The sequence below is a fragment of the Rhodococcus sp. 1168 genome (assembly GCF_002091955.1).
Classification (GTDB): Bacteria; Actinomycetota; Actinomycetes; order Mycobacteriales; family Mycobacteriaceae; genus Rhodococcoides.
Genome location: NZ_MKKY01000072.1, coordinates 210,060 through 229,715, shown reverse-complemented (window position 1 = coordinate 229,715; position 19,656 = coordinate 210,060). Strand labels below are relative to the sequence as shown.

Sequence of the window (19,656 nt, the reverse complement as noted above, 5' to 3'; positions counted from 1 at the left end):
CTGGTCGTCGCCGTTGCTATTCGCACGCGATAGTTGGACTGGAGTGCGTCAACTGCGCACGTGGGTGGCTTTCGGATCGACGCCCGCGCTCTCGACTATCGAATGAAGGCGCCGGTCGTGCACGTCACCGGCTCTGATCGAGGCCTCACAACGACGCGCAAGATCGCGTCGGTCGTTTCCTGGCGCTTGCGGGGCGACCAATGCGACCTCCGCCACTATGCCCTTCAATCTAAAAATACGTCCGATCGATCTGCCGATGGTCTCGTCCCCGACGAAGCACGTCGACGTCGTAGTCCGATCGCGAAGGGTGTCGACATATCGCAGTCGAACCGGCTGCACCCAGGTCTCGGTATCGATCGCGGCCTGGAACATAGCGGGCCGGAACGATCCGTATGCAAGTCCGCACCACGTGGTTCCCTCGGGAAACACGATCACCGAGCCCCCTTCGCGCAGCGTGGCCGATACCTGGCCGACTGTCTCGGGAAGTGCGCGAAGCTTGCCCCGATCGATGGAAATCACCTTCATCGACCGCGCCAAGAGTCCGAGGAGGGGCCAGTCGACCAGATCTGCCCGAGCGACGAATCTGGCGGGACGAATCGCCGTCAACACCAGGATGTCAGCCCAGGACACGTGGCCGGCTACCACCAGCGAACCGTTCCGTGTGCGCGAGGCCTCACGGTCGGATCGATGATCCTCCACCCGGAGACCGATACCGACCGCCGTCAACAACAATCTTGCGCCGACTGTCGCCGCGCCCCCTCGGACACCTGGCCAGAGCAGACCGATCAGGATCAAGAGCGGCAGCAATCCGATGGCGAACAACGCCAGCACCGCTCGCACCACCAATCCGATCCGCCGGATGGATTCCGACCTGCGCGGAATGCATCGGTCTCCGCACGGACTCGACGGCATCCAGGAGTGCTCGGCATGCGAAGCCGACAGTTGCGGCGGTGGCACCGAGGACAGAATCTCAACCTCGCTCACGCGTTCGACGTCCTTTCGACAGTGCCGGCAGCGCTACGAAGCCGGTCCAGGTAGCGCGTATTCGCTTGCTGCAAACCAAGGAGCGCCACGAAATCGGCAACTTCGAACGCCGGATCATGAGCGGGTTCCCCGCATACCGTGGCACCGAGCCTCAGGTAACCCTTCAGCAGCGGCGGAATCACGGTACGAACAGGGCGGGCTGTCTCGTCGAGCGATCTCCCGTCGACGACCACGGGGTTGTATGGCACAGCCCGCTGATCGAGGGGGGATCCATGTCGATCGAGGAGGAAGTCACGCACCCCGCGAACGTTCGCACCCGGCAGCTCGACACCCCCGGACTGCATGGGGACCGACACACAACCCATCACCGAGTGCAGTCCGGTGACCTCGAGGTAATGCAGAATCCCGGCCCACATCAAACCCAGAACGGAACCCGATCTGTGGTCGGGATGTACGACGGCCCGGCCCATTTCGACGACCCTGGAGCCCACCGGATCCAGCGCGGTGATGTCGAACTCGGTCGCCGTGTAGTACCCACCAGCCCGGATTGCGGCGTCGGGAGGAAGCATTCGGTAGCACCCGACAAAGGAGTCGCTGAGATTGTCGCGGACAAGTAGATGGTCGCAGTATTCATCGAATCGATCGACATCGCGTCCATCGGAATCACTCGGCATTCGAAAGCCCGGTTCGGCCGCGAACACGTTGTAGCGAAGGCGCTGCGCGGCTTCGCGGTGGTCTTTGTCGGTTTCCATCACCATCGTGTAGCGGTCGGTGACGGGAGCGGTCGAGAGATGCGAAGTCATGACTGAGGTGGCCATGATGCTGTGTCTAACGACTCGGGGCGGCGTCAGCGCATCCAGCGGGTAACGCGTCCGAAGCCGTTGTGTGAACTACTTCTTCTGCGAAGTTGTGGACACAGAAAAATGTCCCCGCAGTCGCGAGGACGGCGGGGACATTCTTCGACTACTACCGAGCTTGTCAGCCCTTGTGCTTCTTCACAGCATCCTTGAGCTGCGGCGCAACGTTGAACAGGTCACCCACGATGCCGTAGTCGGCGATCTCGAAGATCGGTGCCTCTTCGTCCTTGTTGATCGCGACGATCGTCTTCGAAGTCTGCATGCCCGCGCGGTGCTGGATGGCACCGGAGATTCCGAGAGCGATGTAGAGCTGCGGTGAGACGGTCTTGCCTGTCTGCCCGACCTGGAACTGGCCCGGGTAGTAGCCGGAGTCGACCGCCGCGCGTGATGCGCCGACGGCGGCACCGAGCGAATCGGCAAGTTCTTCGATGACGCTGAACTTGTCTGCGCTACCGACGCCACGGCCACCGGAGACGACAACCTTCGCCTCGGTGAGTTCCGGACGGTCTCCACCGACGATCGGGTCACGCGAGGTGACCTTGGTCACGCCCTCTTCCTGGGCTGGGACCTCGACGGTCTCACGGGTGCCGGCGCCGGCCTTCGGCTCGGCTTCGATTGCACCGGGGCGAACCGAGATGACGGGAACGTCGCCGTTTGCCTTGGCCTCGACGGTGAACGCGCCACCGAAGATGGAGTACACGGCGCTGCCGTCACCGTTCACGGCGACGACGTCGGAGTGCAGCCCGGATCCCAGGCGCGCGGCCAGACGGCCTGCAACCTCTTTGCCCTCAGCGCTTGCCGCAGTAATGATCGCTGCCGGGCTCACGGACTCCGCGAGGCTCGACAGAACATCGATCTTGGGCGTGAGAAGGAAACCGTCGATGTCCTCGGACTCGGCGGCGTAGATCTTCTCGGCACCGGCCTCTGCCAATGCGTCGGCCAGCTTGTCGGTGGTGCCGGCCGGACCGGTCACGACTGCCGACGGCTCACCCAGTGCGCGTGCCGCGGTGATGAGCTCGAGGCTGACCTTCTTGAGCGTTCCCTCTGCGTGCTCGACGAGCACAAGTACTTCTGCCATTTCTTGCTCTCCTCTTGTGGTCTGCGTTGCTTCGGGTGTGTGCTCAGATGATTTTCTGGCTCACGAGGTACGCCGCGATCTTGTCGCCGCCGTCGCCCTCGTCGGTGACCCGCTCGCCCGCAGTCTTAGGAGGCTTCGGAGTGGACGAAGTCACGGTGGTGCCGGCGTTCTCGACGCCGACGGTCTCGGGATCGACACCGATCTCGGCCAGCGTGAGCGTCTGCACAGTCTTCTTCTTTGCTGCCATGATTCCCTTGAAGGACGGGAATCGCGGCTCGTTGATCTTCTCGGTGACACTGACGATCGCAGGCAAGGTCGCCTCGAGGCCGAAGATGCCCTCGTCGGTCTCGCGCTCACCGGAGACGGTGTCACCGTCGATCGTCAGCTTGCGGAGCTGCGTCAGCTGAGGAATTCCGAGGTACTCGGCGATGATCGCCGGAACTGCGCCGGTACGACCGTCGGTTGCCTCGTTGCCCGCAATTATGAGCTCTGTCGGCTCACCGTTTTCGAACTCGATCTGACCGAGCGCAGCCGCGAGGGCCCAGCCCGTCTGGATCGCGTCCGAGCCGTGGAGGGCCGGGTCGTTGAGGTGGACAGCGCTATCGACACCCATGGAGAGTGCTTTGCGGATTGCGTCGGTCGCGCGGTCGGGGCCTGCGGACAGGACCTTGACCTCGCCGCCCTTGGACTCCTTGATGAGCAAAGCTTCCTCGACCGCACGCTCGTTGATCTCGTCGAGCACTGCGTCGGCTGCTTCACGATCCAGAGTGAAGTCGCCGTCCGTCAGCTTGCGCTCGGACCACGTGTCGGGAACCTGCTTGATCAAAACAACGATGTTCGTCATGGGTCTGCGTCGACCTCCTGGTCATGTTCCGCTGTATCGAATGTTCGTTCGGTGTTATTGCAATGCCGCTTCGGTGCAGCACCGCATTGCAGTTCTTACGACTCTGCCGAAGATTACCTCATACCAAGTTACTGGCGGGTAACTTACGACGTTTCCCGGTTGACCATACATCCGACCGCACCGGACCAAGTGACCACTCTCCGCCGAACCGATCCCGTAGGCACTAACCTCTCGTCGGTGAGCGATTCCTCGAACGCAGCCTCGGCAGCGACACCCCCGGTGATGAACCCGGCAACCGATGCGGCTCAGCCGCTCCCTCTCACCGGGGAACGGACGGTGCCCGGCATTGCGGAGGAGAACTACTGGTTCCGTAGACACGAAATCGTGTACGAGCGCCTGGCGAGTCACTGCGCAAACCGCACGGTCCTGGAAGCAGGATCGGGAGAAGGCTACGGCGCCAACATGATTGCCACCCTCGCGAAGGCGGTCATCGGACTGGACTACGATGCCTCCGCAGCAGCGCACGTGGCTGCTCGCTATCCCCGAATCACCATGCTGCGCGGCAATCTCGCACAGTTGCCCATCGAAGATTCCGCGATCGATGTCGTCGTCAACTTTCAGGTCATCGAACATCTCTGGGACCAAGCGCAGTTTCTCGACGAGTGCTTCCGCGTGCTGGCTCCCGGCGGCCTGCTGCTGATCTCCACGCCCAACCGCATAACGTTCTCCCCTGGCCGCGACACGCCGCTCAATCCGTTTCACACCCGCGAACTGAACGCGACCGAACTCGCCGGGCTCCTCGAAGACGCGCGTTTCGCCGTCGAGGAGATGACCGGGGTCCACCACGGTGGTGCTCTGCGCGCGCTGGACGCCAAACACGGTGGTTCGTTCATCGATGCTCAGATCGAACGCGCTCTCGCAGGACAGCCATGGCCTTCGGAACTGACTGCGGACGTCGCTGCCGTGACGACCGCAGATTTCGATCTCGTTCCGGACGATATCGACGCCAGCCTCGACCTCGTTGCGATTGCGGTGAAACCTGACTCGGCACACGTGGGTTCGGTAAACGGGTGAAAGAACCCGGGATGTTCTCCCTGGTACTTCATTCCCATCTCCCCTGGCTCGCCAACCACGGCCGGTGGCCCGTCGGCGAGGAATGGCTGTATCAGTCATGGGCTGCGTCGTATCTGCCGTTGACCGAGATGCTTTCCCGTCTGGCAAGTGAGGGACGTCACAACTTGCTGTCGTTGGGCATCACACCGGTCCTCGCTGCGCAACTCGACGATCCACACAGCCTCGCCGGAATGCACCACTGGCTCGGCAATTGGCAACTGCGCGCCCACGAGTCGACAGATCGGGCGCTCGCGATCCGCGAGCATCGAGCTGCCGCGTCGGCGTTGGACACTTTCGAGACACACTGGCGTCACGGCGGTTCTGCAGTTGTTCGTCGGCTTGTCGATGCGGGCACCATCGAACTTCTCGGTGGTCCACTGGCTCATCCCTTCACTCCGCTGCTCGATCCACGCCTGCGCCAGTTCTCACTGGACGAGGGGCTCTCGGATGCGCAGACACGCTGGGGTACGAGGCCGAACGGTCTCTGGGCACCGGAGTGCGCGTACACCCCAGGTATGGAGGCCGAATACGACGCTGCGGGGGTCACCCACTTCATGGTCGACGGGCCGGCGTTGCGCGGCGACACCACCGTGGGCCGGCCCGTCCGAGAATCCGACGTCATCGCGTTCGGACGAGATCTTCAGGTGAGCTATCGGGTGTGGTCACCCAAATCCGGATACCCGGGGCACAGCGCCTATCGCGATTTCCACACCTACGACCACTCGACCGGACTCAAATCTTCACGGGTGACGGGTCGAAACGTCGACTCGGCAGACAAGGCACCATACGACCCGGAGCTCGCATCCGCGGCCATCGATCGCCACGTGGTGGATTTCGTCGATGCGATACGACAACGCCTACGCTCCGAATCCGCCCGTGTCGGAAGACCGGCCCTCGTGGTGGCCGCATTCGACACCGAACTGTTCGGCCATTGGTGGTTCGAGGGTCCGGTCTGGCTCGAACGGGTTCTACGAGCACTACCCGAAGCCGGAATAGACGTCGGCACCCTCGACGATGCCCGATCGAGAGGCTACGTCGGATCCCCGGTCGAGCTGGAGGACTCGTCGTGGGGCTCGGGCAAGGACTGGCGGGTCTGGGCGGGAGATGCCGTCGAAGACTTGGTCGCGCTCAACGCCGAGGTCGTGTCGGCCGCGCTCGATACTGTCGACTTCTCTCGCGCCAACGCGTCGATTCCAGGACAGCCCGAATTGCGTAACCGGATCAACGACCAGATGCTGCGTGAGACACTCATGGCGGTAGCCAGCGACTGGGCCTTCATGGTCAGCAAGGACACTGCCGCCGGCTATGCCCGCGAACGAGCGCACGTCCACGCGCACGCTCTCCGGGAGATCGCCGACGCGGTGAACCAGGCGCACGACGCGGCAGCGAAGGGGCTCGCGGCGCAGTGGAATCGAGCAGACGGACTGTTTCCTGCGCTCGATGCCCGGCGCCTACCGAGTGGTCGTCGGTAGGCCACATGCACACTGGACACGGGCTGTACGGAGGGGAACGTCGAAGTGAAGATACTGATGGTGTCGTGGGAGTACCCACCGGTCGTCGTCGGCGGGCTCGGTCGACATGTCCACCATCTCGCGACCGAACTCGTACGCGCCGGTCACGAGGTCGTCGTTCTCTCACGCCGTCCCACCGGTACCGACGCATCCACACATCCGACCTCGCACCACATCGAGGACGGTGTTCTCGTGGTCGCGGTCGCCGAGGATCCTGCCCACTTCGTCTTCGGTGAGGACATGCTGGCATGGACGCTGGCGATGGGTCACGCCATGGTTCGGGCAGGAATCGCGTTGGGTAAACCAGGGCTCGGTGAAGGCTGGCAACCCGACGTCGTCCACGCACACGACTGGCTCGTCGCTCACCCCTCCATCACCCTCGCCGAGCACTACGACGTCCCACTGGTGTCCACCATCCACGCCACCGAGGCTGGACGGCACAGCGGCTGGATCTCGGGTCCGGTCAATCGGCAGGTGCACTCGATCGAATGGTGGCTCGCCAACGACTCGGACGCCGTCATCGCGTGCTCGGCATCCATGAAGGACGAGGTGGCCCGACTTTTCGACATTCCAGACGCCGCGGTCACCGTCATCAGGAACGGAATCGACATTCGTGCGTGGAACTTCCGGCTACGGGAGCCGCGGTCGACGCCTGCGACACTGCTGTACGTCGGGCGACTCGAGTACGAGAAGGGCATTCAGGACGCCATCGCCGCGCTCCCCCGCATCAGACGCTCTCACCCCGGGACCACGTTGCACATTGCCGGGGAGGGAACACAATTCGCCTGGCTCGCACAGCTGGCACGGACCCATCGCGTCGCCCGTGCGGTCTCTTTCCTCGGCACCCTCGGCCACGCAGATCTACTCGGCGCCCTCCATAGTGCCGACGCCATCGTGCTCCCGAGCCGATACGAACCTTTCGGGATCATTGCGCTCGAGGCTGCGGCAGCGGGCACACCACTCGTTGCATCGACCGCGGGTGGGCTGGGTGAGGCGATCGTGGACGGGCAGACAGGGTTGTCGTTCGAACCGGCGGACGTCGCCGGGCTCACGGCCGCGGTCCGCAACGTGCTCGACAACGTCGATGCTGCCCAGGCACGCGCTTCAGCAGCGCGAGAACGTCTCACCGTCGATTTCGACTGGAAACACGTGGCCGAATCGACAGCGCAGGTCTACCTTTCGGCAAAGCGCAAGGTTCGGTTCCCGCTTGCACGGCCGAATATCGTCGAGCGTGCGCTACCCGAGCGTGGTTGAGTCGTCCCGAGCCGCCTCGGCCGCCGTGAGCGCCTTCTTGCGGGCAATGTCCTCGAGAGCTGCGATGTACTCGGCGCGCTTGGCCGCGCCCGCTTCCCAGTCCACTTTCCGATTGCGCACGACCTTGACGGGCGCGCCCACAGCGATGCTGTAGTCGGGTATATCGCCCTTGACGACGGCGTGTGCACCGAGGACACAGCCTCGTCCGACGCGCGTCTCTCGCAGCACCGTCACCTTGGCCGCGATCCAGGTGTCCGGACCGATCCGGACCGGTCCCTTGACGATTCCCTGATCCTTGATGGGCATCGTGACGTCGTCCATCCGATGATCGAAGTCGCAGATGTAGCACCAGTCCGCGACCAGCGTCGACGCACCGATCTCGATGTCGAGGTAGGCGTTGACCACGTTGTCCTTGCCGAAGACGACTTTGTCACCGATCCGCAGCGATCCCTCGTGGCTCCGAATGGCATTGCCATCGCCGATGTGGACCCATCGACCGATCTCGAGCCGCGACAGCTCTGGAGTCGAGTGGATTTCCACGTTCTTACCGAGGAACACCATGCCCCGCAGAATCACGTGCGGGTTCGCCATCTTGAACCGGGCGAGACGGTAGTACCGGACGAGGTACCAGGGCGTGTAAGCCTTGTTTCGGCGGATCCATCGCAGCGAGTCGAGCGTGAGGAACTGTGCCTGGTCGGGGTCGCGTCGTCTCGAACCACGCCACCGCGTACGCAGCGGTGCGTTCCACATGCTCGTCATAACGCCTCACCCTAGTTTCGGTGCTCTCGCAATCCAACTCGACCGTCCGAGCTTTCCGACGGCCGTCGATACATGGGACACCACGAAATCATCGAAGAGGCCGCGACGCGAGATCGACACCTCGGCCGCGATAGTCTCTGTCCGACGAGTGCGGTGCCTCCCCCGGCCCCTCCCTCGAAGATCATGAGCAGAGACCGGACACGAAGGAGATCACCAGGTGCTTGGCGGCAGAGCGGACCGCGTGCGAATCGCGACCCTTGCGATTGTCGGCATCTTGACCGTCGGTGCCTGCTCGAGCGGGACCGGGACCATCGACGCGTTCGCGCCGGGGAGTTGGCCGGTCGCACACGGCGACGCACGAAACAGCAACACCACCGAACACACCCACTTGTCCGCGGTGTCGTTCGCGTGGTCACGTCCGCTCGGTGGCGCCGTGGTGTCACCGGTATCGATTGCCGCAAGCGGTCAGATGTTCGTCTCGACCTACACCGACGCCGGGTGCAACCTTTTCTCGTTCGATATCGATTCCGGTCGCAAGCGCTGGTGCAACCGACTCGCGCCATCAGTGGCCGTGTCCACCCCGCTCGTGGACTCGGTAGCAAACGTGTACGTCGGCGAAGACGGTGCGTTCTCCTCCTTCAACGATCACGGGCAGTTGCGCTGGCGCACACCCGTCTACGGAGTCCCGCGCACCGCCCAATTCCTCGGTGATGGAAGCGTGCTCGCGGTGACACAACTCGGGCAGGTCAACGTTCTGAACACGCAGACGGGACAGCTGACCGTCCCTATCCACGACTTGATCGACACCCCGGACTTCCTCGAATCCCCCGACACGAACTTCCTCGCATCCGACTCCGGACTTGCAGACTGCGCAACCGGATCGGCGTCCTGTCCCGTCGGTGCCGCCCCTTCGGTAGACCTCGAATCGTCCTCGATCTACCTCGTCCTGTGGCGGCCCGGCGCCATTGCGCCACAGCTGGTCTCACTCCACTACGACGCCGACGCCACCCCGGCTCTGACCGAGCAATGGTCTTCGGAGTTGCTCCCGGCAGGGGTGACCTCGAGCCCGGTTCTGTCGCAGGACGGCTCCACCGTGTACATCGCCGACGTCGACGGCCGAGTCGGCGCCTACAACGCCTCGGACGGCACCGAGAAGTGGACTCAGGGCGCAGCATTCGGCGCTTCCGGATCGCCGTCGGTCTCCTCCACCGGCTTGATAGTTCCGACGGGCGGAGACAGCGGCATGCAAGCCTTACAGGACGAGGGAGACCACGCCACTCTCGCGTGGTCGCGAAATGACCTGCAGCAAGTCGGGATTCCAGTTCAGAGCGCGGACGGGACCGTGCAGACGGTAGTCCGCCGCGGCAAAGAATTGGCACTGACCAACCTCGATGCTCAGTCCGGGACTACCAATTCCGAGCAGATCCTCCCGGACGCAACGGGTTTCACCGTAGGTACCTCGATCGGACCGGACGGTCAGGTCGTCACCTCGACCTACCTGGGCGAGATTTTCACCTACGCGTCCTGACCGGCGTGCCCGGTCGGCGTGCTTCGCAGATGAACGCGACCCCCGCACGCTCGATTCGGGTGATGATCACCGACAAGGCGGTCTCACCTCGCAGCTTGAGTTTGGGACGCAGCAGGGCCGGGTCGACGTCCACGCCGCGCACGAGAATCTCGACCGCTCCACAACCGTGAGCAGTCAGAGCTTGGCGCAACGTCTTCTCCGAGTACTTGATTCGCTCCAGGATGCGAAATCCGTTGACACCGTCCGGCACCGAATCTCCAGTGAGGTACGCAATCCGTGGATCGAGCTGCCACAGTCCGTGTCTGGCCGCATAATGCCGAACCAAACCTGCGCGAACGACCGCCCCGTCGGGGTCGACGATCCACGCACCTGGAGCTTGGACCTCGATGTCATCAGGCTCCGTATCGGTGATCTCGTAGGACGATCCCGTCGAGGAGAGCACCGATGCCCGTCTACGTACGCCGGACCGCGTGAGACCTGGCGACCACAGACAAGCCTCCCGGACCCCGGAATCCAGTGATGTCACCTCGATCTCACCGGCGAAGTCGAGCCGGTCGAAATCCAAACCGGGTGCACATTTGACGACCAGATCGCGCCCGGCATACGCGTCGAGAAGCGCCGGAAGCGGGGGCTCGAGTGCCGCGGGATCGAGTGTTCGCTTCCCCCCGCTGCGGCGTCCGGGATCGGCAAGAATCACCGTCCCCGTCGTGGTCGGCGTCAAGGCGTCCGCGCGCAGCAGAGCAGCGCCAGACACGTTGTGCGCGGCCATCCGCAGCCGCGTGGGATCCAGATCGCTGCCGATCACAGTGTCGTTGCCTACACCGGTCAGAGAGGCCAATTCGGTGCCGATGGAGCACGTCACATCGTGCACTGCTCTACCCGCCAAACGGCGGGCCCTACGATCGGCGACAAGTGACGGTGTCGCTTGTTGAACGGCATCGTCTGTCAACAGCCACCGGTCGGCATCGGCCAATTTCACGCTAGCACGACGACGAAGGGTGACCGTTTCCACGAGAGCTGCGAAATGATCGGGGTACACCGACCTGATCGCCCCGATGTCGGCCAACATCGACTTCGGCGTCAACGCATAACGGTAGACATCTGTCAGCGCAGCGACGCCGACATCGCTGACGAGATAGTCGATGTCGGCGTCGCCGAAAAGATAAGCCATGTGCAGTACCGGGGTGAACGCTGGATCAGTCCGACTTCACTCCGGTAATCATCACGTTGTAGAAGTATCCACGCGGAACGACGTGCGTGAACACCTTCTCATCGAGCCAGCTCAGCGTCTTCCAGCTACCGAACGCGAACTTGGCCCAGTTCCATCCGAGCTTGTCTGCAGGCACGGCGGCTTCGAAAGTGCGGACCGGCCAACCGAGCAGAGCTGCTGCAAATTCTTCGGTTCGAGCCTGGACGTCGACGGCCCCTGCCGACACGGCAATGTTCTCGAGATCCGTGGGATCGAACGTATGCAGATCGACAATTGCCTCGAGCGCCGCTGCGCGGGACGACTCGTCGAGCTCCTCCTGTGGCTTGCGCCAGCTGCTCAGGAAAGGCAGTTTGGTTGTGCGAGTGGTCGCCTCCCACGTCAGCCGGCCGAGCCAGCGGGCGTAGAAGTTGCCGACGGTCGTGGGTTCGCCGGCGAACACGAAACGTCCACCCGGCTTGAGCACTCGCAGCACCTCACGAAGCGACTGCTCGACGTCGGGGATGTGGTGCAGCACCGCATGGCCTACGACCAGATCGAACGTGTTGTCTTCGTACGGAATCGTCTCGGCATCGGCGACCCGACCATCGACGTCTAGATTCAGGTGGCCTGCGTTGCGCAACGCGACCTTGACCATCCCGGGAGACAGGTCCGTGACCGAGCCCTTCTCGGCAACACCGGCCTGCATGAGGTTGAGCAGGAAGAAGCCGGTGCCACACCCGAGTTCGAGTGCTCGTCCGTACGGCAGTGCCTCCTGTGCGCCGGCTTGCCCACTGACAGCCTGATCGAATCGGCCGCGCGCGTAATCGATGCAACGCTCGTCGTACGAGATCGACCATTTGTCGTCGTACGTTTCGGCTTCCCAGTCGTGGTAGAGCACCTGGGCGAGCTTGGTATCGGACCGTGCCGCCTCCACCTGCTCAGCGGTGGCATGTGGGTTGGGCGTCGGGTCGCTCGAAGCGTCGGGGACAGCTCGCAGGCTGGTGTCAGCGCTGCCGGTCGACGAGTCTTTGCCGTCGTGGGAGCTTGCAGTCATGAGGGCAGCCTACTATCCGGTAGGAAATGAACAAGTTCTAGTTTCTTGTATCTTTTCACTCGCCGGTGAACTCGGCTTTGCCAGGTCCGTTCGCGATGAAAGATTCCATCCCGATGGTGCGATCGGCCGTGGCGAAGAGGGATGCGAACTGGCCGGCCTCGATCTTCAGGCCAGTGTTCAAGTCGGCGTCGAGCCCCTGATCGATCGACGCTTTGGCAGCTGCCAACGCCCTGGACGCGCCTCCGACGAATTGGGAAGCCCACTTTCGCGCGGCGTTGTACACCTCGTCCGGGGCCACGACCTCGTCGACCAGACCGATACGCAGTGCTTCCTCCGCACCTACGAAACGGCCCGTGAATACGAGATCCTTGGCCTTGCTCGGCCCGATCAGGCGGGCGAGACGTTGTGTGCCACCGCCGCCGGGGATGACGCCGAGCAGCACTTCCGGCACACCCAGTTTGACGTTGTCTCCGATGACTCGACGATCCGCGCTCAGCGCTACTTCGAGTCCCCCACCTAGTGCGTATCCGGTGACCGCGGCGACGACAGGTTTGGGAATGTCGGCCAAGGACCCGATCGCCGACTGCAGATCACCGGCGATGTCGCTCATCTGACCGAAGGTGAGCGTTGCCATCTCCTTGATGTCCGCACCGGCCGCGAAGACCTTCTCGCCGCCGTACACAATTACCGCCTTGACCGAAGAATCGACGGTCGCCGCGCGGGCTGCTGCCCGCAGCTCCTCCTGGACCTGCCGATTCAACGCATTCATGGGTGGACGAGCCAACCGAATGGTTCCGATACCGTCTTCGACCTCTAAAGTTACGAACTCAGCCATGGGAACACACGCTACCTGTGCTCGCGGTCTGCGAACTCAGGGGTAGGCCCCACGACCGACCTAGAGTTTTCTATCCGACCACGGATGCGCACTGTCCGCGTAGTACCCGTCTTGGCCTGGGAAATCGACCCGAATCTTTCCGTCGACCCGATGCAAATCGGGCTGGATCGGCGAAATATCGGGCGAAGCGTCGAGAATATCGGCGATCGAGTCGAAGCCTTCGAGTCCTGACAGCTGGCTCCACGTCGGAGGCAACAAGATCGTCTCTCCGCGTCGCCAGTCCGCCAATGCCGCCGTCGACGAACGCCATCCAACCGATGCCGCTTCACTGGTCGCTCCGTCTGCCTCCTGACCGTCTGGAAGCACTGCCACGAAGAATCTCGTGTCGTAACGACGCGTCTCTCCGACCGGCGTGATCCAGTTCGACCACGGCCGCAGCAGATCGGCCCGCAGAACGAGCCCGTTTCGGGTGAGGAACTGGCCGAAGGTCTGCTCCCGCCGCTCCAACTTGCCTCGATCCTCTGCGAAACAACTGGTATCGGCGACAGTCGAGTCCGGCGTGGGGCCTGCGAGAAGAACTCCGCATTCTTCGAACGTTTCGCGAGCTGCGGCGCACACGAGCGCCGTCGCTTTGCGCTCGTCCACACCGAACCTGTCCGCCCACCACACCGGCCCGGGGCCGGACCAAGCCACATCGGCGTCCGCGTCGGACAAGTCGACGCCACCACCCGGAAAGACGGTCATGCCGCCGGCAAACGCCATTCCACCGACGCGTTCGAGCAGAAACACCTCGATACCGAGCGCACCATCTCGAACCAAGATGACGGTCGACGCGTCGCGGACAGGGACATGCTCGGGCACCGACACACCAGTTGATGTCATGTTCGAGAACCTACCCGGCACCGAACCTGCTGCGTTCAGCGGCGATGCTGACCGGGTGTGCGAGTTCGACGAGCGAAGAACCGACCGTCGACACGATCGAGCGCAATCGACTGGCTGAAAGCTTCGGTCAGATTCTCCGCGGTGATCACGTCCTCGAGAAGTCCCTGAGCAACGACCCCACCTTCCTTGAGCAGCAGTGCGTGAGAGAAGCCAGGTGGTATTTCCTCGACATGGTGGGTGATGAGGACCGTTGCCGGAGCATCCGGATCTGCAGCCAGGTCCGCCAACCGTGCGACGAGTTCTTCGCGGCCGCCCAGATCGAGCCCGGCAGCAGGCTCGTCGAGTAGCAGCAGTTCCGGATCGGTCATCAGTGCTCGTGCGATCAGTACCCGCTTGCGTTCGCCCTCGGAGAGCGTTCCGTAAGTGCGATCGGCCAGATGCTCGGCGCCGAGGCTTTCCAACATCTCCACCGCCCGCTCGGTGTCCATCTCGTCATAACGCTCACGCCAGCGGCCGAGCACGCTGTAGCCGGCGGAGACCACGAGATCGCTCACGATCTCGTCCGGGGGTATGCGGTGTGCCAATGCGGACGACGAAAGGCCGATTCGAGTTTTCAGTTCGGCGACATCGACCTTGCCCATCACTTCACCGAGAACGTGAGCCGTTCCCGAAGTCGGGTGTACTTCGGCGGCTGCAACGCGCAGCAGCGAGGTCTTGCCTGCCCCGTTGGGCCCGAGTACGACCCAGCGTTCGTCGAGTTCTACCTGCCAGGTGACGGGACCGACGAGTGTTACCCCGCCCCGCTTGACGAGAACGTTGTTGAAATCGATGAGCAAATCGGGATCCGGTTCAGACACCTGTCTATCTTGTCCCACATTCGTCGGGCTTTCACGGCAGAATCTGCAGGCGTGTCGTCCAACCTTCATCTCGCCCGGCGCGAAGAGCCTCTGCCGCCAGGATCGCCGATACCCCTCGGTGCAACCGTCCACGCCGGTGGTACGCAATTTGCGGTCCACTCCCCCGAATCCGACGGCATCGAGGTATGTCTGATCGGGGCGGACGGGACCGAACGAAGGGTCGAACTCCGCAGCCGCACCTACGGGATCTGGCATGGCATCGTTCCCGATGTCGGACCGGGACAGAGGTATGGATACCGGGTGCATGGGCGGTGGGATCCCTCCACCGGACGCCGATTCAATGCGCACAAGATTCTGATCGATCCCGCCGCCCGTCAGATCACCGGAAGCCTCGGTTCGGCCCAAGCCTTACTGCCCTACGACGAGGATCCGTTCGGACACCCGAGCACCATCGATTCTCTGGGCGCGGTCCCACTTTCCGTCGTCACCGGCCGATCCACTGTCGACACCGGTTCGGCTCCGAACGTCCCCTGGGATCGGACAGTGATCTACGAGATGCACGTCGGTTCCTACACAGCAAGGAATCCGGCCGTTCCCCCCGCACACCGCGGAACGTATCTCGGACTGACCGCGCCCGCCGTGCTCGAACATCTGACCCGCCTCGGCGTGACCACCATCGAATTGCTCCCAGTTCAGACGATGCTCACCGAACCAGGTGTGCGCGCCCGCGGCAAGCGCAATCACTGGGGCTACTCGACCGGCGCCTACTTCGCACCCGACCCCCGTTTCGCAGCAGTACCGGGAGCCGAGATCGACGAGTTCAGGGCGATGGTGCGGGCACTTCATTCCGTCGGAATCGAGATCGTCCTCGATGTCGTCTACAACCACACATGCGAGTCCGGGGTCGACGGGCCCTCGATCAGTTGGCGTGGGCTCGATGCCCCCGGCTACTACTTGCTGGACGGACGTGGCTACGACGTCGACCTCACCGGGTGCGGCAACACACTCGACTCAGCGTCACCTGCCGTGGTTCGGATGGTGTGCGACAGCCTTCGATACTGGGCTACCGAGATGGGTGTCGACGGATTCAGATTCGACCTTGCCAGCACCCTCGGCCGGCCAGGAGGCTGGCGATTCGAGCCCCGCGCCCCGATACTGACTGCAATAACAACCGATCCGGTTCTCTCACGTACGAAACTTGTCGCCGAGCCGTGGGATGCGACCGGTGCGGGGTACCAAGTCGGCAATTTCGGAAGTCTGTGGACCGAATGGAACGATCGTTACCGCGACACCGTTCGCCGATTCTGGGCCGGCCACACCGGTGTTCGCGAACTCGCCTCCCGCATGGCAGGTTCGGAAGATATCTACGGCGGCGGTTCACGCAAGCCTTGGGCATCGATCAACTTCGTAGCCGCGCATGACGGCTTCACCATCGCCGATCTCGTCTCTTACGCAACCAAACATAACGAGGCGAACGGCGAAGACAATCGCGACGGGACCGACAACAACTACTCCGTCGATCACGGAACGGAGGGTCCCACCGACGACCCGATCATCCTGGCCGAACGGGGCCGCCATGTTCGCGCACTCCTTGCCACGCTGATGCTTTCGACCGGCACTCCGATGCTCCTCGCAGGTGACGAGCTCGGCCACACCCAATTCGGCAACAACAATGCCTACTGCGTTCCCGCCGATGCACCCGCCGCACAATCGTGGGCACTCGACTGGTCCAACGGCGATGAGGACCTGATCGCTTTCGTCGCCAGACTCCTCCGAATCCGGCGCAGTGCTCCATCGCTGCGCCAACAGGAATTCTTCACAGGCCGTGACACTCCATCGGGCAGGCCGGATCTGGTCTGGTTCGGTGCAGACGGCGCCGAACTGACCTCGCACTCGTGGAACGACGACTCGGTACGCACGTTGCAAGCATGGGTGGACGGCGCAGACGTTCGGTCCTACGATCCCGACGGGCAGCCCGTCCTGGATGCAAGTTCGTTGTTGATCGTGCATTCGGGTGGACCGACCGACATCGAACTGGCCTGTCCTTCCTGGGCCGCAAGCAGATTCGTTCCAATATTCGACTCCTCCACCGCCACTGGGGTTCCCGCCGATACGACGTCGTTGCCCGCCGGATCGGCCATCTCCCTTACTGGTTCGACGGTCCTCGTACTGCGCAGCGACGGCAGGTAGTGCATGAACAGTTGAACGAGTGGCCCGATCCCCAAGGCGTACAGCACGGTTCCGACACCCACGGTTCCTCCGAGCATCCAGCCGGTCGCGACGACGGCCAACTCGATACACGTCCGGACCAGGCGAATCGAGAGTCCCGTTCGTGCGACCAGTCCGGTCATCAGGCCGTCTCGTGGACCGGGACCCATTCCTGCGCCGATGTACAGGGCTGTCGCGAATGCATTGACGACGATGCCGGTCGCCATCATGGCCGCTCGCACGGCCATCGGGTCGAAAGTCGGGAGCCATCGAATCGACAGGTCGACTGCCACCGCGATCACCACCACATTGCTGATGGTTCCCAGTCCTGGCTTCTGCCGCAATGGAATCCAGGCGAGCAACACAGCAATTCCGGTCGCTGCGGTGATCGCTCCGAAACTCAGTGGCACGTGCAGGCTCAGGCCCTGATGCAGTACATCCCACGGATCGAGTCCGAGACCGGCGGTGATCATCAGCGCCATCGAAAACCCGTACAGACACAAACCCACGTAGAGCGCTACGAGTCTTCGCCAGAGGTGGATCAGGCGAGCACGGGCGAGCACAGAGACGATCCAAGACATCCATCGAGTGTCCGCCAGACTGGTAGCGGCACAAACATCCAGTTGTGAGCTAGTGGACCCTCTACCGATGTCCGGGTGAGGCGAGTGCGATGACGGTCATCGAACCGGGGGCTACTTCGGTGAAGCCTGCATCGCGCACGGCCACCCCGCCTCCGCCATCGACAAGCGCACGAGCACTCGCCCACTGCGCTGGATCGGCGTCGCGGACCGAACACTCGAAACCCTGCCCTGCCCATGCCTGAGCTTGCTCGACACTCATCACTGCCGCCAACAACATCGACGCATGCGCTACCTGTGCAGCAGCCTTGCCCACCGTCATGTCCAACGACCGGTCGATCCACAGCACCGGCGCAGCGGGCCGAGGGGGACCCGGATCGTCGTGCTCGAGATCGGTCCCGCCGATCTGCAACTTCTTGATTCGGGGGTCGAGATCGCCGACACGTCCGGGGACCAACGCGCGGGCCTGGGCTGTGCCGACTTCGGCGGTGACGCCTTCGACTACGAGAGCCGCCTCCCATTGGGCGCCGCGGGCACGGCGAGCTACCTTTCGGATGCGTGCCGAAGTCCACGCCCGAAACTGCTCGTCCCACTCGCCGTCGGGTCCTGCGCGTTCATCGAGGCAGATCCGCACCGTTGCGATTGCCGCCGCTGCCAACAGATCGCTGCGCATCGGCGGATCCGCTTTGGAAATGTTCAGCACGATCGGCATCGCGAGAACATCCGCCGGGACGGGCGGGTCTTCCCTGCCCCCATACCCGAGGGCCAGCACAGCGTGACGCTCGGCGAAGGTACTTCGCGGTGGGACTGTCTCGTCCGCCGGTTCGGCTACGGGTTCGGTCACGGGATCGGGACGCGTCGGACGCCACCGTCGATGGCGTCCGCAGCCTCGATTTCTCCACGCGTCACACCGAGCATGAAGAGCACCGCATCGAGATACGGGTGCGAGATCGCGGTATCGGCAATCTCGCGCAGCGCAGGCTTGGCGTTGAACGCCACGCCCAACCCAGCTGCAGTGAGCATGTCGATGTCGTTCGCGCCGTCACCGACAGCTACCGTTTGCTCCATCGGAACACCACACTGCGCAGCGAAGTCCCGCAATGCCGTCGCCTTCGCGGCTCGGTCGATGACCTCGCCGATCACCCGACCGGTCAACTTCCCATCGATGATTTCGAGCGTATTGGCTTTGACGAAGTCGAGTTCGAGTTCATGTGCGAGACCATCGATGACCTGACGGAATCCACCCGAGACGACGCCACAGTGATATCCGAGTCGGCGTAGTGTGCGGATCGTGGTGCGAGCGCCCGGCGTCAACTCGAGCGCGTCGCCAACCTCGTCGATGACCGAGGCATCGAGGCCTGCCAACGCCTCCACCCGCTGCGTGAGGGACTCCGCAAAGTCGATCTCGCCACGCATTGCTGCCTCGGTGACGGCGCGGACCTCGTCTTCACGACCGGCCTTCGCCGCCAGCATTTCGATGACCTCACCCTGCACGAGGGTGGAGTCGACGTCGAACACGATGAGACGTTTGGACCGCCGCGAGATTCCGCTGCGTTCCACCGCGACGTCGCATCCGACTCCGGCTGCGATCTCGGACAGACCGGTCCGCAGTCGGCGGTCTGCGTCGGGAGTCGTGTCGGTCGCCGTCACCTGAAGTTCCAGTCCCGTGACCGGGTAGTCGGCGATGCCACGGATCGAGTCGATGTTGGCGCCCTGGCGTGCCAGTTCACGCGAAATTGTGCTGAACGCGCGGGCTGTGACGGGGCGACCCAGAACGACCACCACGTGAGTAGCCAACGAGTGCTTGCCGAGAGGGTCCGCGTCGATCTCGACGTCGACGTGCACACCCACCGTCGACATGGCTTCTTCGAGTTCTTCCTGTAGGTCCTCGGGATCGTTCGGGCAGGTCAGCAACACGCCCAGCGTGAGCCGTCCACGGATGACCACTTGCTCGACGTCGAGCAGGCTGACCTCGTGCCGTGAGAGCGCAGCGAACAGAACCGAGGTGACGCCCGGCTTGTCCGGGCCTGTCACCGTCACGAGTACAGCGGTGTCCGATGACGCCACCGATTCTCCCTTCACACGACCCCGCTCTGCAGAGGAGCCGAAAGTTGATTGGTCTGCC

At 63.3% G+C, this 19,656-nt stretch carries 17 protein-coding genes and 1 pseudogene; 5 read left to right on the top strand and 13 right to left on the bottom strand.

The features are described 5' to 3' along the window. Positions 1 to 48: 48 nt before the first annotated feature. The 4 genes from BJI47_RS15245 to BJI47_RS15230 all read right to left on the bottom strand — a co-directional run bounded on the left by BJI47_RS15245 (position 49) and on the right by BJI47_RS15230 (position 3,763). Positions 49 to 984, bottom strand: a complete 936-nt coding sequence (locus BJI47_RS15245; protein WP_254900618.1) for a lysophospholipid acyltransferase family protein — start codon at positions 982 to 984, stop codon at positions 49 to 51. Then, complete coding sequence (locus BJI47_RS15240) at positions 981 to 1,802, bottom strand: GNAT family N-acetyltransferase (protein WP_088944479.1); 822 nt, start codon at positions 1,800 to 1,802, stop codon at positions 981 to 983. The genes BJI47_RS15245 and BJI47_RS15240 overlap by 4 nt, the downstream gene beginning before the upstream one ends. A 160-nt stretch (positions 1,803 to 1,962) precedes the next feature. Continuing rightward, a complete protein-coding gene (locus BJI47_RS15235; protein ID WP_088944478.1) occupies positions 1,963 to 2,919 on the bottom strand; it encodes an electron transfer flavoprotein subunit alpha/FixB family protein in 957 nt (318 codons plus the stop codon). Positions 2,920 to 2,962: 43 nt separating this feature from the next. After that, positions 2,963 to 3,763, bottom strand: a complete 801-nt coding sequence (locus BJI47_RS15230; RefSeq protein WP_088944477.1) for an electron transfer flavoprotein subunit beta/FixA family protein — start codon at positions 3,761 to 3,763, stop codon at positions 2,963 to 2,965. 282 nt (positions 3,764 to 4,045) lie between these two features. Between BJI47_RS15230 and BJI47_RS15225 the strand changes: the two genes are divergently transcribed. From BJI47_RS15225 to BJI47_RS15215, 3 genes are read left to right on the top strand one after another with little or no spacing between them, the layout of a single operon-like run. Next, positions 4,046 to 4,837, top strand: a complete 792-nt coding sequence (locus BJI47_RS15225) for a methyltransferase domain-containing protein (protein ID WP_088944666.1) — start codon at positions 4,046 to 4,048, stop codon at positions 4,835 to 4,837. Positions 4,838 to 4,848: 11 nt separating this feature from the next. Beyond that, positions 4,849 to 6,348, top strand: coding sequence for a glycoside hydrolase family 57 protein (locus tag BJI47_RS15220; protein WP_176224877.1), 1,500 nt, complete (start codon positions 4,849 to 4,851; stop codon positions 6,346 to 6,348). 45 nt (positions 6,349 to 6,393) lie between these two features. Beyond that, the gene (locus tag BJI47_RS15215; protein WP_088944475.1) at positions 6,394 to 7,641 is read left to right on the top strand and encodes a glycosyltransferase family 4 protein; all 1,248 of its coding nucleotides are present in this window, start codon (positions 6,394 to 6,396) and stop codon (positions 7,639 to 7,641) included. Here BJI47_RS15215 and BJI47_RS15210 read toward each other — a convergent pair. Next, a complete protein-coding gene (locus BJI47_RS15210; RefSeq protein WP_088944474.1) occupies positions 7,624 to 8,400 on the bottom strand; it encodes an acyltransferase in 777 nt (258 codons plus the stop codon). The two genes, BJI47_RS15215 and BJI47_RS15210, sit on opposite strands and share 18 nt — an antisense overlap. Positions 8,401 to 8,617: 217 nt before the next feature. Here BJI47_RS15210 and BJI47_RS15205 point away from each other — a divergent pair, with 217 nt between their 5' ends. Continuing rightward, positions 8,618 to 9,928 (top strand): PQQ-binding-like beta-propeller repeat protein, encoded by a 1,311-nt coding sequence (locus tag BJI47_RS15205; RefSeq protein WP_254900617.1) that lies wholly within the window; start codon positions 8,618 to 8,620, stop codon positions 9,926 to 9,928. On the opposite strand, the gene BJI47_RS15200 is transcribed toward BJI47_RS15205, so the two are convergent. From BJI47_RS15200 to BJI47_RS15180, 5 genes are read right to left on the bottom strand one after another with little or no spacing between them, the layout of a single operon-like run. After that, complete coding sequence (locus BJI47_RS15200) at positions 9,912 to 11,099, bottom strand: SAM-dependent methyltransferase (protein WP_088944473.1); 1,188 nt, start codon at positions 11,097 to 11,099, stop codon at positions 9,912 to 9,914. The two genes, BJI47_RS15205 and BJI47_RS15200, sit on opposite strands and share 17 nt — an antisense overlap. Before the next feature lie 25 nt (positions 11,100 to 11,124). Continuing rightward, the gene (locus BJI47_RS15195; RefSeq protein ID WP_088944472.1) at positions 11,125 to 12,171 is read right to left on the bottom strand and encodes a class I SAM-dependent methyltransferase; all 1,047 of its coding nucleotides are present in this window, start codon (positions 12,169 to 12,171) and stop codon (positions 11,125 to 11,127) included. Between the two features lie 55 nt (positions 12,172 to 12,226). After that, positions 12,227 to 13,006 (bottom strand): enoyl-CoA hydratase/isomerase family protein, encoded by a 780-nt coding sequence (locus BJI47_RS15190; protein WP_088944471.1) that lies wholly within the window; start codon positions 13,004 to 13,006, stop codon positions 12,227 to 12,229. Between the two features lie 60 nt (positions 13,007 to 13,066). Next, on the bottom strand, positions 13,067 to 13,888 hold the full coding sequence (locus tag BJI47_RS15185) for an NUDIX hydrolase (RefSeq protein WP_176224876.1): 822 nt from the start codon (positions 13,886 to 13,888) through the stop codon (positions 13,067 to 13,069). A gap of 35 nt (positions 13,889 to 13,923) precedes the next feature. Then, positions 13,924 to 14,745: an ABC transporter ATP-binding protein gene (locus BJI47_RS15180; protein ID WP_088944469.1), complete on the bottom strand. Its 822-nt coding sequence runs from the start codon at positions 14,743 to 14,745 to the stop codon at positions 13,924 to 13,926. A gap of 51 nt (positions 14,746 to 14,796) precedes the next feature. Between BJI47_RS15180 and glgX the strand changes: the two genes are divergently transcribed. Continuing rightward, on the top strand, positions 14,797 to 16,935 hold the full coding sequence (gene glgX, locus BJI47_RS15175; protein ID WP_088944468.1) for a glycogen debranching protein GlgX: 2,139 nt from the start codon (positions 14,797 to 14,799) through the stop codon (positions 16,933 to 16,935). Positions 16,936 to 16,943: 8 nt separating this feature from the next. Here glgX and BJI47_RS15170 read toward each other — a convergent pair. From BJI47_RS15170 to serB, 3 genes and pseudogenes are all read right to left on the bottom strand, one after another. Next, positions 16,944 to 17,534, bottom strand: a pseudogene (locus BJI47_RS15170) (YitT family protein); the annotation flags it as partial. A gap of 61 nt (positions 17,535 to 17,595) precedes the next feature. Then, positions 17,596 to 18,375, bottom strand: a complete 780-nt coding sequence (locus BJI47_RS15165; RefSeq protein ID WP_254900616.1) for a peptidyl-tRNA hydrolase — start codon at positions 18,373 to 18,375, stop codon at positions 17,596 to 17,598. After that, positions 18,372 to 19,598 (bottom strand): phosphoserine phosphatase SerB, encoded by a 1,227-nt coding sequence (gene serB, locus BJI47_RS15160; RefSeq protein WP_088944663.1) that lies wholly within the window; start codon positions 19,596 to 19,598, stop codon positions 18,372 to 18,374. Before serB ends, BJI47_RS15165 begins: the two co-directional genes overlap by 4 nt. Positions 19,599 to 19,656 lie beyond the last annotated feature (58 nt).

Coding starts and splice junctions, on each gene's coding strand:
- BJI47_RS15240 (WP_088944479.1), bottom strand. CDS start 1,802: ATGGCCACCTCAGTCATGACTTCGCATCTCTCGACCGCTCCCGTCACC.
- BJI47_RS15235 (WP_088944478.1), bottom strand. CDS start 2,919: ATGGCAGAAGTACTTGTGCTCGTCGAGCACGCAGAGGGAACGCTCAAG.
- BJI47_RS15230 (WP_088944477.1), bottom strand. CDS start 3,763: ATGACGAACATCGTTGTTTTGATCAAGCAGGTTCCCGACACGTGGTCC.
- BJI47_RS15225 (WP_088944666.1), top strand. CDS start 4,046: ATGAACCCGGCAACCGATGCGGCTCAGCCGCTCCCTCTCACCGGGGAA.
- BJI47_RS15220 (WP_176224877.1), top strand. CDS start 4,849: ATGTTCTCCCTGGTACTTCATTCCCATCTCCCCTGGCTCGCCAACCAC.
- BJI47_RS15210 (WP_088944474.1), bottom strand. CDS start 8,400: ATGACGAGCATGTGGAACGCACCGCTGCGTACGCGGTGGCGTGGTTCG.
- BJI47_RS15200 (WP_088944473.1), bottom strand. CDS start 11,099: ATGGCTTATCTTTTCGGCGACGCCGACATCGACTATCTCGTCAGCGAT.
- BJI47_RS15195 (WP_088944472.1), bottom strand. CDS start 12,171: ATGACTGCAAGCTCCCACGACGGCAAAGACTCGTCGACCGGCAGCGCT.
- BJI47_RS15190 (WP_088944471.1), bottom strand. CDS start 13,006: ATGGCTGAGTTCGTAACTTTAGAGGTCGAAGACGGTATCGGAACCATT.
- BJI47_RS15185 (WP_176224876.1), bottom strand. CDS start 13,888: ATGACATCAACTGGTGTGTCGGTGCCCGAGCATGTCCCTGTCCGCGAC.